Annotated in this window: 9 protein-coding genes; 5 read left to right on the top strand and 4 right to left on the bottom strand. The window is 70.2% G+C overall.

Going from position 1 to position 13,519, the window contains the following annotated elements; translation table 11 throughout:
• Positions 1–60 precede the first annotated feature (60 nt).
• The 4 genes from WMF22_RS00680 to WMF22_RS00665 all read left to right on the top strand — a co-directional run bounded on the left by WMF22_RS00680 (position 61) and on the right by WMF22_RS00665 (position 6,743).
• Positions 61–1,695, top strand: coding sequence for a DUF1552 domain-containing protein (locus WMF22_RS00680; RefSeq protein WP_438034505.1), 1,635 nt, complete (start codon positions 61–63; stop codon positions 1,693–1,695).
• Positions 1,696–1,934: 239 nt separating this feature from the next.
• Positions 1,935–2,798 carry a DUF6209 family protein gene (locus tag WMF22_RS00675; RefSeq protein WP_437297185.1) on the top strand — a complete coding sequence of 288 codons (864 nt, stop codon included), beginning with the start codon at positions 1,935–1,937 and terminating at the stop codon, positions 2,796–2,798.
• A 55-nt stretch (positions 2,799–2,853) separates the two neighbouring features.
• Entirely contained in the window at positions 2,854–4,926 is a 2,073-nt protein-coding gene (gene metG / locus WMF22_RS00670) for a methionine--tRNA ligase (RefSeq protein ID WP_438034504.1), read from the top strand.
• Between the two features lie 410 nt (positions 4,927–5,336).
• Positions 5,337–6,743 (top strand): hypothetical protein, encoded by a 1,407-nt coding sequence (locus tag WMF22_RS00665; protein WP_438034503.1) that lies wholly within the window; start codon positions 5,337–5,339, stop codon positions 6,741–6,743.
• 67 nt (positions 6,744–6,810) lie between these two features.
• On the opposite strand, the gene WMF22_RS00660 is transcribed toward WMF22_RS00665, so the two are convergent.
• The 3 genes from WMF22_RS00660 to WMF22_RS00650 form a co-directional block, all read right to left on the bottom strand.
• On the bottom strand, positions 6,811–8,457 hold the full coding sequence (locus WMF22_RS00660; protein WP_438034502.1) for a glycoside hydrolase family 43 protein: 1,647 nt from the start codon (positions 8,455–8,457) through the stop codon (positions 6,811–6,813).
• Positions 8,458–8,569: 112 nt separating this feature from the next.
• On the bottom strand, positions 8,570–10,408 hold the full coding sequence (locus tag WMF22_RS00655; protein ID WP_438034501.1) for an SLC13 family permease: 1,839 nt from the start codon (positions 10,406–10,408) through the stop codon (positions 8,570–8,572).
• A gap of 154 nt (positions 10,409–10,562) precedes the next feature.
• Complete coding sequence (locus WMF22_RS00650) at positions 10,563–11,564, bottom strand: universal stress protein (RefSeq protein WP_438034500.1); 1,002 nt, start codon at positions 11,562–11,564, stop codon at positions 10,563–10,565.
• Between the two features lie 211 nt (positions 11,565–11,775).
• Here WMF22_RS00650 and WMF22_RS00645 point away from each other — a divergent pair, with 211 nt between their 5' ends.
• The gene (locus tag WMF22_RS00645) at positions 11,776–12,204 is read left to right on the top strand and encodes a MarR family winged helix-turn-helix transcriptional regulator (protein WP_438037225.1); all 429 of its coding nucleotides are present in this window, start codon (positions 11,776–11,778) and stop codon (positions 12,202–12,204) included.
• A 30-nt stretch (positions 12,205–12,234) separates the two neighbouring features.
• Here WMF22_RS00645 and WMF22_RS00640 read toward each other — a convergent pair whose 3' ends face one another.
• Positions 12,235–13,452, bottom strand: a complete 1,218-nt coding sequence (locus tag WMF22_RS00640; protein ID WP_437301513.1) for a cytochrome P450 — start codon at positions 13,450–13,452, stop codon at positions 12,235–12,237.
• Between the last annotated feature and the right edge of the window lie 67 nt (positions 13,453–13,519).

The following is a 13,519-nucleotide window of genomic DNA, read 5'->3' as shown; positions in this document are numbered from 1 at the left end:
GGAGGGCGTTCCGAGTGTCAGCCGGGCGATCATCTCCACTGAGGTAGGAAAAATACGATCATGGCAAAGCGCGTGAACCGAAGAATTTTCCTCCGGGGGCTGGGCGGAGCTTGCGTCGCGGCCCCGTTCCTCGGCTCGATCCTCGACCGCTCCGTGATGGCGCAGCCGGCCACGCCGCCGAAGCGGCTGATCGTGATGTACACGCACTATGGCTGCATCACGACGCGGTGGTTCCCGAAGAAGTCGCACGGCCGGCTCACCGCCGCGGACCTCGAGTCGACGACGCTCAAGCACCTGGCGCCTTACGTCGACAAGCTCCTCATGCCCCGGGGCATCCGCGCGATGAACGAGTGGACGGCGACGATGGTTCGGGGGCAGGGGAACGATGAAAACACGCAGGTGAACGGGTCGTACTTCACTTGCCACCCGGTCACTCCCAACAGCAACGACCCGTTCAGCTTCAACACGGCGACGAAGTTCAACGCCATGCCGACCGGTCCCTCGCTGGACCACGTCATCGCACGACAGCTCAGCCCGCAAGGCACTCCGTTGCTCATGAACACGGGCGGTCAGAATGACAACTCTCAGTCGGCGATCTCCTACTCCGCCGCCGAGACCCTCTTCAGGGGCCTCAACGTGTCGCAGGCCTTCAGCAGCCTCACGGGCCTCTTCGAGGCGGGGAAGCCGACGTCTCCGGACACCTACGCGGCGACGCGCGGCAAGAGCGTCCTCGACATCGTGAAGGATGATCTGCAGAGGCTCGAGCGGTTCGACATGAGCCGTTCCGACAAGCAGAAGCTCGCAGCCTGGAAGGAGCTCATCCACTCGACAGGAAACGTGGTGGCTTCTGCGCAGTGCGACACGTCCCTCGCTACGGCGCTCGGCGTGACGCAAGAAAACATCGACCTGGCGAGCACAACCCCGCTCGGCGAAGACCGGCTGATGCAGCGAATCTCGGACAGCCTGGACGGAGCGGACCTCTTTTCGAACCTCGCCGTGCTCGCGGCGGCGTGCAACGCGAACCCCGTCATCTTGCTGAAGTACCCCGGGAACTACAACTTCAAGGGGCTCGGCCTGACGCAGGAGAGCGCCGGTCTCGCGAGTCGCTTGCCCCACGCGGGCATGACGGGCACCTGCGTCCCGGGGGTGATCGACATGCTCCTCAAGATCGACGACTACTATGCGAGGAAGTTCGCCCACCTCGTCGGGCAGCTGAACGGTATCGACGAGGGCGACGGGACGCTCCTCGACAACTGCGCGGCCGTCTGGTTCCAGGACGCGTCGGACGGCTGCGCCCGCAACCTCAACAACATGCCGATCGTCCAGGCCGGCAGCGCCGGCGGCTATTTCAAGACCGGCTGGGCCGTGAACGTCGATGACGGCTCGCCCGATCTCACGACCGGCAACAGCGAGATCACGTGTGCCGACGGCACGTCGGACCAGGTCGACGCGATCTCCCAGGAAACGGGGACCGATCCGTCGCTCGCCAACGCGCCGATCAACAAGTACTTCTGCAACTTGATGAACGCCCTCGGGGTCAAGGCAGGCGCGGATGGTTTCCCGGCACCGGGCGGCTCGGCGCCGGTGACCCACTTCGGCATGTACGACCGGACGGAAGACTTCATCGGTGGCGGGACCAATCCCCCCACCATCCACGATCCAGGCGAGTTCACCGCGCTCAGGGCGAGCTCCTGAGCGCTCTCGTCCCCCGAGCCTGTCGCGCGCCCGGGGCGAGCTGCCCAGGCCCGGGGCTTGACAGCTGGGCCCGGTCTGGGTCCGCGCCGTCCGAGGGGGCGCGATCCGCCGTCACACCCCCCTGAAACCGCGCACGCGCGATCCGCCGACGCGCGATCGGCCTTCACGCTGGCCGAAACGTCGTCCCGCTTGCATCGGCTGCCCATTCCTGGCTACCCGTCCATGCAAGGAGGGTCCCGATGGCAACGACCGCTGTTCTCCAGTTCCTGCCTGACTGGCAGCACGCGCAGCAGGGTCCGATCGAGCGCGGGGGGAAGCTCAGGATCGAGTATGAGCTCAGCCGCCTGTCGCGCTGCTTCACGACGTGGCGCGGCGCCGAGATCGGCGACATCACCGCCTACGTCCGCTTTCACCCGCGCGGCGCGATCGTGCAGGGGAGCGTCGTCGAGGAGGTGCGGGCCCCGGGGAACCCGCCCGGGCACGTCGTCGCGCACAGGCCCGCGGCCCTGGAGATCTCGGTGCCCGACGACGCGACCCAGGCGGAGATCTGGTTCCACGGCTTCTCTCAGACAAGCCGCCGGTGCGAGGCGTGGGACTCGCGCTTCGGCGACAACTACTGGTTCGACGTGGGCGGCCCGCCGCCGCGGATCCCGGCGCAGCCGGTCCTCTACCGCGCGGGGGCGCAGCGGCGCCCTGACATCACGAACGTCCGGGCCTTCCGGGTCTCGAAGGTCTACGCGTTCCCGAGGCCCGCGCAGGGGCCGAGCGCGGGGACAGACATCCAGATCCACCTGGACCTCGACGCGTGGGTCAGCCATTCGGCGTGGGGCGCCAGCGCGTGGATCGATGTCCACGTGTTCGACGGCCACGACGCGCTCGTCCACGCCGAGACGATCCCGCTCTCGTATACCGGGTGGGGCCCGAACCAGCAGTTCAGCTTCGCCGGCAAGATTTTCCAGGGATCCACCGCGACGCCGGGCTCGGTGTCGCCGCGGCCCGACGCGCGCAAGGTGCAGCTCCGGCTCTATTACGAGATCGACGGCCAGGTGTTCACGGATGGAGTCCTTCACCAGGCCGAGCTCCCCGAGGACGCGCTGATCTGATCGGCGCCGCGCCGGCTCGCCGCGGGAGAGCGCCCCATGCTAAGAGGGCGTTGCCATGGCGAGCCGCTTCTACGTCACGACGCCCATCTATTACATCAACGACGTCCCGCACCTCGGCACCGCGTACACCACGATCGCCGCGGATGTGCTGTGCCGCTACCACCGCTTGCGCGGCCACGAGAGCCGCATGCTCACCGGCACGGACGAGCACGGCCTCAAGATCCAGCGCGCCGCCGAGGCGCGCGGCGTCGCGCCGGGCGCCCACGCCGACGAGATCGCCGCCGCCTTCCGCGCCACGTGGCCGAAGCTCGGCTGCGCTCCCGACGACTTCATCCGCACGAGCGAGCCGCGCCACAAGAAGGGCGTGCAGGAGCTCTGGAGCCGGATCAAGGCGCGCGGGGACATCTACCTCGGCCACTACGAGGGGCTCTACTGCGTCGGGTGCGAGGCCTACACCACCGAGAAGGACCTGGAGCAGCCCGGGAACGTCTGCCCGCTGCACAAGAAGCCCGCCGAGAGCGTCAAGGAAGAGAGCTACTTCTTCCGCCTGTCCAGGTACGGAGACGCGCTGCTCGACTATTACAAGCGCAACCCGACCTTCGTGCAGCCGGCGAGCCGCCTGAACGAGGTGGTGAGCTTCGTGCGCGAGGGGCTCCAGGATCTGTCGGTCTCCCGCACCACGTTCGAGTGGGGCATCCCCGTCCCCGACGACCCGAAGCACGTCATGTACGTCTGGTTCGACGCGCTGGCGAACTACATGACCGCGCTCCGCGAGCCGGAGGACAACACGCGCTTCTGGCCCGCGGACGTGCACCTCGTCGGCAAGGACATCCTGCGCTTCCACGCCGTCTACTGGCCCGCGTTCCTGCTCTCGGCGGGCTACGGCGAGGCGGAGCTGCCGCGCCAGGTCTTCGCCCACGGGTTCCTCACGTACAGCGGGCAGAAGATGTCGAAGACGCTCCGCAACACCATCAGCCCCGTCGAGGTGGCGACCGCCCTCTCCGAGGCGGCCGCGGCGGCCCTGCCCGGCGGCCCCGGCGCGGCGGCCGGCGCGCCCCTCGTCGGGGTGGACGTGGTGCGGTATTGCCTGATGCGCGCGATCTCGTTCGGCCAGGACGGCGACTTCAGCCTTCAGGACGTGCTGTCGCGGTATGGCTCGGAGCTCGGCAACGCGCTCGGCAACCTGCTGAACCGCGTGCTCCCGTTCGCCGAGGAGGTCCCCGCGAAGGGGGCCTCGGGCCCGCTCGAGGAGGAGCTCGCCGGGGCGCAGCGGCAGGCCGCGGCGGCCGCGGCGACGGCGTTCGACGCGAACCAGCCGACGCGCGCGCTCGACGCGATCTGGACGGTGATCGCCGCGGCGAACCTCTACATCGACAGGGCCGCTCCGTGGGTGGCCAAGAAGACGGACCCGGCGCGCCTCGGGACGATCATCGCGACCTTGATCGAGCAGCTCGAGGCGATCAGCGTGATGATCTCCCCCGTGATGCCTGTCGTGGCGGGCAGGATGCGCGAGCAGCTCGGGCTGCCGGCGATCGCGTTCGAGGAGGGCAGCGATCGCTGGCCGATGGCGCTCCCGTCGCGAGCGCCTGGCGAGAAGCTCCGCAGGGGCTCGCCCATCTTCCCCCGCCTCGAGAAGGAGAAAGAGGCCGAGCTGCTCGCCCGGTTCGCCCCGCCACGGCCGGACGCCGAGCCGGGGAAGGCCGATGTGAAGGTTGGCGCGAAGGCCGCCCCGGAGGCGAAGGCCGCGCCCGGGGCGAGCGGCGGCGCCGAGGTGGCCGCCCCGCCGGCGCGCCAGGGCAAGAGCCCTGTGGCGTTCGACGATTTCGCCCGGCTGGACCTCCGGATCGGGGTGGTCACGAGCGCTGAGCGCGTGAAGAAGAAGGACCGGCTGCTCGATCTGCGCGTCGACACCGGCGACGGCGCTCCGCGGCGCATCATCTCGGGCATCGCGGCGAGCTACGCCCCGGAAGAGCTGGTGGGCAAGCGGATCGTCGTCATCTGCAACCTGCCGCCGCGCGACTTCGGCAAAGGGCTCGTGTCCGAAGGCATGCTGCTGACCGCCGAGGTCGAGGGGCGAGTCCGCACCATCACGGTCGAGGATGCCGCGCCGGGCACGCCGGTGCTCTGATACCGCACGCCGGCACGCGATTTACAGCGCAACGACACCACCGGAGCGCGACAGCGGCCTCTGGTGGTGGGGGACTTTGGCCGCAGGTGGGGTCTTTTGAACCGCCAAGTCGCCCAGAGGACGCCAGAAGACGCCAGAAGACGCCAAAAGACGCCAAGAAAAACACAAATAATTCTGGCGTCTTCTGGCGTCTTCTGGCGTCTTCTGGCTACTTGGCGGTTCCATCATTCCCGCAGGGTGGAACAATGCCCTCACCCCCGGCCTCCCCGGCCGCGCGGCGTGCTCGCGGTCGCCGCGCCGCGATCGTGCTTTTCACGCCGGTGGGCGGGGGGACCACCGGGGATGCCGGTCCGCGCGCCGGAGGCGTGCTAGAACTGGCCAATGCGCGCTTGCCTTGACACGAGGAGGCGGTGAGCATCTCCCTGCGGGGGCGCGATGCCGTGGCCCTGGCCATGGCGGTCGCGGCGCACGCCGCGATCCTCGTCGCGCCGACGCCGGAGCGGCCTCCAGAGGGCCCTGCCGAGCCGTCCGCGATCGTGGATGGCATCGATTTCGAGCTGGAACCACCGGCTTCCCAGGCCGCAACCGCGGCGCCTGCCGGGGGCGAGCCGCTCGCGGACGAGCCGCAGGCGGCCGGCGAGATAGGCAAGGCCGCTCCGACCGAGAAGGCGCAGGCGCCCGCGCCGGGCACCGCAGCGGCCAAGGTCGCCTCGGTGGAGCGCGCGAGGCCGGCGCCGGCAGCCCCCGCCGCCGAGCCGAAGGCCGCGCCTCCGGAGACGGCGCCGCCCGCAGCCGAAGCCGCCGCCCGGCATGCGACCGAGGCCCCCGCGCCCGCCGTCGAGGCTCCCGGGGCTCCTGCGCCCGCCGCCGAGGCCCCGGCGCCCGCCGCCGAGGCCCCGGGGGCCCCGGCGACGGCGCCGCCCGGCGATGAGTACGGCGGGGCACCGCCCGCCGAGGGCGGGGGCATCGCGCTCGCCCCAGGGCTCGGGACGCCCCTCTGGACCGTGCCCGGCGTGCTCCCCGGCCCCGACGCGCCGCGCGCCGCCCCGACGGCCGCCCCGCGCGCTCGCCCCGTGGATCCGGCTATCGCGGGCACGGTCCTGAACGAGACGCTGCACGGCAAGGACAAGAGCGTGGGGATCAGCGTCCCCGCCGCGGGCGCTGTGGCGAGCACCCTGGCGGACATGGTCCGCTCCTCGGCCGCGCCCCTCGACGCGCGGGCGACCTTCGAGGTCAAGCTCGGCGCCGACGGCCAGGTCCTCGGCGTCCGGCTGGTGAGCGCGTCGGCCGGGGACGGCCCCACGTGGGATCGCATCGTGGACGGGGCCAAGGGCGCGCTCGCGGGGAGCGCGCTGCAGATGGGGCCGGACCGGCAGCCGGTGACCGTGACGGTCAAGGTCCAGTCCAAGGTGCAGTATCCGTCCGGCAGCAAGAAGAAGCCCAAGCCGGAGCTCGTGTGCGCCGAGGAGGTGCTCGAGCAGCTCCAGCTGGCGATGGAGGATCCGAGTCGGCTCGGCCAGCTGCGCGGCCCGGGCGACGGGGCGCCGCCGGGGGGCGACATGGATGAAGAAGAGCGAAAGAGGCGGTTCTGCATCCCTGTCGGGCTCCGCGCCAAGGGCGATCTGTCCGACCTCGGCGCGCACAGGATCAACGTGGTCTCGGCGTCGTTCGCGGTGAAGCGCGAGGGCGAGCGCGCCCTGCCGCACGAGGACATCCTGCCGATCGACACGCGCGTCCCGTGGGCGCCCAAGGACCCGAAGAAGACGAAGCTGCCGCCGCCAAAAAAGAAGAAGTGGAAGAAGAAGAAGGAGCCTTGAGGGCCACTCCAGCGACCCGCGGTCAAAAACGAGGCTCTTTACCCGCCTCCCTCGTGGGAGAGTGACGCTACGGGCGCCTGGGGTCGATCAGGTACTCGCGCTCGCGGTACTCGAAGTAGTCGAAATCGGCCGGGCGCCCGGTGCCCGACATGTCCTGGCACGCCATGCCGACGAACGCACCGGTGAAGTTGGGAAGGCCGGGCGCGGAGGCCTCGTCCGAGAGGATGCTGGCGTCCAGGTGCTCCGGGAACCAGCTCCAGTCCGCACCGTCGAGGCTGTAGGCGAAGTAGAGCCGGTCGTGGTCGAGCTCGGCGCGCAGGTGCACGGGCGCGGTGCCCGGGATGGGGACCGGTGCGGTGAAGGCGTCCGCCATGACCCCATCCGGGATCGCCGACATGATCCGGATATAACGCCCGACCGTCTCCTCGTGCGAGATGTGCAGGTAATGGAACTTGCTCGTGTTGTAGTAGCAGATGAGCCCGGCCATCTGCTGATACTGCTCGGGCGCGAAGTCGACCGACGTGACCGCTGTGTAGCAGTGCGCCTGCTGGCGGCGTGCGACGAGCGACTGGCGGAACAGGCTGCCGAGCGTCTCGCGGCCGTAGAGCCGGAGATGACCGGGACGTGCGGTGAGGCTGAACAGCTCGTCGGGGTAGGGCGAGCGCAGCCACTGGAAGTCGATCGGCAGCTGCGGTGAATCGAAGTCCTCGCGCGCGGCCCGGGCGGGGAAGGGATGCGCGGGCAGGCCGGGGGCTGGGACCTCGACGCGCGGGATACCTTCACCATCGGCCGTGCGAAGCCAGCCGTCGTCCGACCAGACCATCCTCTGGATCGCGGTCTCGCGGCCGAGCGTCGAGCGCCCGCGGTTCGGGATGGGGCGGCTGCACAGGTGGACCATGTACACGTCGCCCGACGGCGTATCGCACAGGTCAGCGTGGCCCGCGCGCTGCAGCGCGACGTCGGCGCGAGCGCGCGAGGTCAGGATGTACGTCTCGGGGTGCAGCTCGTACGGGCCGGTGAGGTCACGGGAGCGCGCCATGGTGACGGCGTGGCCCTGGTACGTGCCGCCCTCGGCGGTGATCAGGTAGTAGTAGCCGCCGCGCTTGTAGATGTGCGGACCTTCGGTGTAGCCGATCGACGTGCCTTTGAAGATGTTCGTGGCAGGCCCGATGAGCTTGCGCTCGGCGTGCGAGTACTCCTGGAGCACGATGCCGGCAAAGCGATTGCGGCCGGGCCGGTGGTCCCACAGCATGTTGCTCAGGTACTTGTGGCCGTCTTCGTCGTGGAACAGCGAGGGGTCGAAGCCGCTCGAGTTGAGATACACGGGATCCGACCACTCGCCGTCGGCGGTGGGGCTGGTCACCAGGTAGTTGTGGAAGTCGCGCATGGACGCGCCGGACGCGCCCCCGACGGTGGTCCGGCCGTAGCGCTTCACGTCGGTGTAGATCAACCAGAACAGGCCATCCGCATACGTCAGGCACGGCGCCCAGACGCCGCACGAATCGCCGTCGCCGAGCAGGTTCAGCTGGCTCGCGCGGTTGAGCGGGCGCGAGAGCAGACGCCAGTGCACGAGATCGCGCGAGTGGTGGATCTGCACGCCGGGGTACCACTCGAAGGTCGAGGTCGCGACGTAGTAGTCGTCGCCGACGCGGACGATGGACGGATCGGGGTTGAAGCCGGGCAGGATCGGATTGCGGATGACGGGTTCAGGCATGGATGAATGGCTCGCCGGTGATGGTCCAGGGGACGATCGCGCCGAGGATATCGAGGAATGGGGGGAAGGAAAAGTGAAACGATTCGAGGAGTTCCAGGGCGAATCGCCGCGGTCAGAAGCCCCACACGAGCGGGACGACGATGACGGTGGTCGCGAGCACCAGGAGCTGCAGCGGCAGCCCCACGCGCGTGAAATCGTTGAAGCGATAGCCGCCTGGCGCGATCACGAGGACGTTCACCGGAGAGGCGATCGGCGTGGCGAACGCCGCGGAAGACGCGAACGCGACGCCGATGAGGAATGGCTCTGGCGCGAGGCCCAGCGCGCCGGCCAGACGAACCGCGAGGGGGGCCATGAGCAAGGCCGTCGTCGTGTTGGAGAGGACCATTCCGAGGGCCGAGGTGAAGAGGACGAGCAAGCCGAGGACCACCGTGGGCCGCGCCCCGGTCAGGAGCGCCTCGACCGCGGACACGGCGGCCCCCATCGCCCCGGTGCGCTCCAGCGCCGTGGAGACGGGGATCATCCCCGCGATGAGCACGACGCTCTCCCAGTTCACGGCGCGGTAGGCGTCCGCCGGGCGCACGCACCGCGCGAGCACCAGGAAGACCGCGGCGAGCAGCACGGCGACCACGTTGGGCAGCCACCCGAACGCCATGATGACGAGCATACCCAGGGTGACCCCCACGGCGGCGAGGGCGCGCTGGCGATCGACGAACACCGCGCTCGGCGCGTCAGGCTCGGCGACGAGCACGAGATCCCGCCGCTCGTCGCGGAGGTTCCTCAGGTGCTTCTGCCGCCCTTTCACGAGGAGCGTATCGCCGGCGCGGAGCTTGAGATCGCGCAGCTCGGGCGTCGCATGGAACACCGGCAGCGATCCTCCGCCCCGGCGGATCGCGAGCACGTTCGCGCGGTAACGATCGCGGAACTTGGCTTCCCGCAGGGTCTGTCCCGCCAGCTGGGAGCGCCGCGGGAGCACGACCTCACACATGGACTCTTCGTGGGGCAACGAGAAGGCGGGGCGCTCCGGGAGCGCTTCGAGCGCGAAGCGCTCTGCGAGCGCGGCGATCGCGCTGTCGCTCCCGAGCACGCGCAGCTCGTCGCCGACGGCGAACACCGCTTGCGGGACGACGCGCTGGGCCAAGCGGCCACGAGGCCCGTCATGCGTGATCCCCACCACGGTCACGCCGAAGTCGGCGCGGAGGTTCGCGGCGCCGAGCGTGAGGCCGGCGAGCTTCGAGCGCGCGGCGACGCGCAAGGCGCGCAGCGACGTGTCGAGCCCGTAGTCCGTCGCGAGATCGTTCAGCGTGAGCGAGCGCGGCGCGCCCGCGTCCGCCGCGTCCGCCTTGCCAGGGAGCATGCGACGACCGAGCGACACGACGTAGGCCACGCCGATCACGAGCACGGCGAGGCCGGGAACGATGAAGCTGAAGAAGCGAAATGGCTCGCGCCCCGCCTCACGGAGGGCGTCGCTCACGAGCAGGTTCGGCGGCGTGCTGATGAGCGTCAGGTTGCTCCCGAGGTGCGCGGCGAACGCCACGGGCATGAGGAGCCTCGCGGGCGCGATTCCGCGCTTCAGCGCGAGGGTCCCGACCACCGGCAGGAGGATCGCCACGGTCCCCGTGGAGCTCATGAAGGCGGACAGGAGCGCCGTCGCCCCCATCACGACCACCATCACCCTCGCCTCTCCCGATCCCGCGACGCGCTCGAGGCGGTGGCCCAGCCAGTCGGCGACGCCGGTGTCCGTCAGCGCGGCCCCCACGATGAACAGGCCAGCTATCATGAGCACGGCCGGGTTGCTGAACCCGGCGAGCGCGTCCGAGACCGTGGTGACGCCGGAGAGGGTGAGCGCGAGCAAGGACATCATCGCCACGACGTCGAGCCGCAGGCGATCGCTCACGAACAGGACGATCGTGGCTCCGAGGATGGCCAGCGTGAGGGCAGCTTCCGGCATCATGCGACGGCGGAGCCTAGCCGAGGGGGCCGCAGCGCCAACCCCCTATCGTCTCACCGTCTCACCGGCGCTCACGCCGTCTTGCCCTCGGCGGGTCGAGTCGGCGCGCGCGTCCAGGCGCCGCGCGCCGCCGGGGCACGCTTCGCCGCCGCGCCGCTCAGGGCAGCTCCAGCACGAACGAGGAGGGGCGCGCGACAAGCACGTCGCACGGCGCCGAGCGCATGACCGACTCGGCCACGCTGCCCAGGAGAGCGCGCGAGATCCCCGAGCGCCCGTGCGTGCCCATGATGATGAGATCGGCCTTCCACCGCGCGGCTTCGCGGACGATCGCGCGCCTCGCGTCGCCGCGCCGGACCGACGACTCCCACGTCACGCCGAGCCCGTCGAACGAGTCGAGGAGGCGCCGGAGGCCGGCGCGCGCGTCGTCATGGTATCGCGCCTTGTAGGCCGCGAACTCCATCGAGGGGAGGGCGAGCGCCATCCTGTCCTCGAAGGGCACGTGGTAGGCGTGGATCGCCCGGATGCGGCTCACCTCGGGGTCGATGACCTTCGTCGCGAGCGCGGCGCTCCGGAGCGCGACGTCCGAGAGCTCGACGGCGAGCAGCGGCCGCCTGTAGGCGCCGGCGGGGGCTCCTTGTACGACGAGCACGGGCGTGTCCGCGTGACGGACGGTGAGCTCGGCCGTCGACCCGAGCAGGAGATCGAGGATCGGGCGCTCCCCGTGCCTGCCGAGGACGATCAGCTCCGCGCCGCGGCTGCGCGCATGACGGATGATCTCGACGAACCCTCTGCCGACGAGCACGCTCGGGGCGACCTGCAGACCTGCGTTCCCCGCGCCTCGGGCGACGTCGAGGGCGCGGGCCGCGATCTCGTCGAGCGAGCGGCGCGCGGCCTGCTCCGCGCTCTCGCCCTCCGCGGGCGAGGCGGGCGCCGGCAGCACGTGAACGAGGTGCAACGTGCTGCCCGCCGCGAGGGGGAGGCGCGCGGCGCGCTCGATCGCCGCGAGAGCGCCCGGCGAGAAATCGGTCGCAGCGAGGACGTCGCCGAGGCGAGCCTCGCGGCGCGGTGGGCTCGTCGTCCGGCCGTCGCGCTGGGGGGCCGGCTCCGCCTGGGCGGGCGAGCTGGGCGGCGTCGTGGGCGTGGCGTTGGTGCGGCGCATCGGCTCGTCGCGCAAACATAACAAACATAGCAAGCCGCGCGCCAGGCGTCGCGGCCCGCCCTGCGCAGGGCGCACGTGCCGTTGAGGGCCCGCGAGGCACCGAAGACGCGGAAATGTGTATCATGCATACAACTGCGCCCTCCAGAGCGTCAAGGAATTTGTGCAAAATACACGCATCACAAAAAAGAAGCTCCGCGAGCTCCACGGAGCCATGGTCGACCTGACGGCGCTCATGAACCAGCCGCAGCGCGATCAGGCGCTGATCGCGGAGGCAGGCATCTCCCTGGATCAAGCCCTCTTTCGGCTGCTGGTGGGGATCGAGCGCTTCGGGCCGATCGGCGTGGTCGAGCTCTCGAACCGAGCCGGCCGCGATTACACGACCGTCAGCCGCCAGGTCGCGAAGCTCGAGAGCCTGGGGCTCATCGAACGTCGGCCGAGCCCGGCCGATCGTCGCATCCATGAGGCGGTGATCACCGACGAGGGGCGGCAGATGACGGACGCCTTGGACGCCGCGCGTCAGAGGCTCGCGGCCCCTATCCTCGCCAGGTGGAGTGAGGAGGACCTCAGCGATCTGGTGCGCCTGATGCGCCGGTTCGCGGACGACTTGATGGCGCAGTCGAGCGGAGCGGACAGGACCTGAGGTGGTCGCAGGCCTCGTGCGGCGCCGCCTTCACCCGGGGCACGGCGTGTGCGCGCCCGCGGCGTGCACCGCGGCGCGCCTCCCCGGCTCGAAGCGGATCGGCAAGCGCGCCGGACCGTGCACGATGATCGCCTTGCGCGGCTCCCACGGCTCGTCGCTCGCGCGCCGGAGGCCCTTCAGACGGCAGAGGAGATCCGGCAGCGCGATCCGCGCCTCCAGGCGCGCCAGCGCCGCCCCGATGCAGAAGTGGATGCCGTGGCCGAACGCGACGTGCGGGTTGGGGTCGCGCCCGATGTCGAAGCGGCCAGGGTCGTGGAACTGATGCGGATCCCGGTTCGCGGAGCCGATCACGGGCAGCACCAGCTTCCCGGCCGGGATCACCTGGCCGTGCACCTCGACGGCGCGCCTCGTCTCGCGGAACACCATCTGCAGCGGCGAGCGGTGGCGCAGGACCTCCTCGATCGCCGAGGGCAAGAGCTCGGGCGCCGCCCGGAGGCGGAAGAGCTCCGCCGGGCTCTCGAGGAAACACAAGATCGCGTTGTCGATCAGGTTCGTCGTCGTCTCGGTGCCCGCCGCGAGCAGGAACTGGAAGAAGCTCAGGATGTCTCCCTCGGTCAGCCGCTCGCCGTCCACCTCGGCCTCGACGAGCCGGGTCAAGAGATCCTCCGCCGGCGCCCTCCGGCGCGCCTCGATCAGGCCCGCCAGATACGCCTTCATCTCTTCCTTCACCACGGCGTGCTCGCTCACGGCCCTCGCCGCCTCCTCGCCGCCGGAGATCGCGTGGCTGAGGTTCACTATCACCTCGCTCCAGCGCAGCAGCCGCGCCCGGTCCTCGGGGGGAATGCCGAGCATCTCCGCGATCACCATCGTGGGCAGCGGACCCGCGTAGTCCGCCGCGAGGTCCATCTCCCCGCGCTCGATCCACGGATCCAGGAGATCGCGCGACAGCTCCCGGATGCGGGGCTCCAGGCCCGCGATCGAGCGCGGCGTGAACGCCCGCAGGACGATGGATCGAAGCTTCGTGTGGCGCGGCGGGTCGGAGAAGACGATCCAGTCCGGCGCCTTGCCGGTGGGAGGCGTCACCGCGGAGCTGAAGGCGTCATGATCGGTCAGCGCGCGCTTCACCCCGTCGTAATCGAAGACCATCCAGAGATCGAGCGGAGCGACATGGAACACGGCAGAGCCGGTCCGCAGCTGATCGTAGAGGGGATAAGGATCACGCCGCATCTCGTCCGGAAAAAGGTTCATCGTCGAAACCTCCGTCGCCTGGAGTCGCCGGTGGCAGCCGCCCTTCGGCGACGATGGTAGTCGATGC

Origin of the sequence: Sorangium sp. So ce204, from assembly GCF_051526795.1 — a bacterium.
Taxonomy (GTDB): domain Bacteria; phylum Myxococcota_A; class Polyangia; order Polyangiales; family Polyangiaceae; genus Sorangium; species Sorangium cellulosum_B.
The sequence above is the reverse complement of the archived record's forward strand: the minus strand, read 5'-3'. Positions and strand labels throughout refer to the sequence as shown.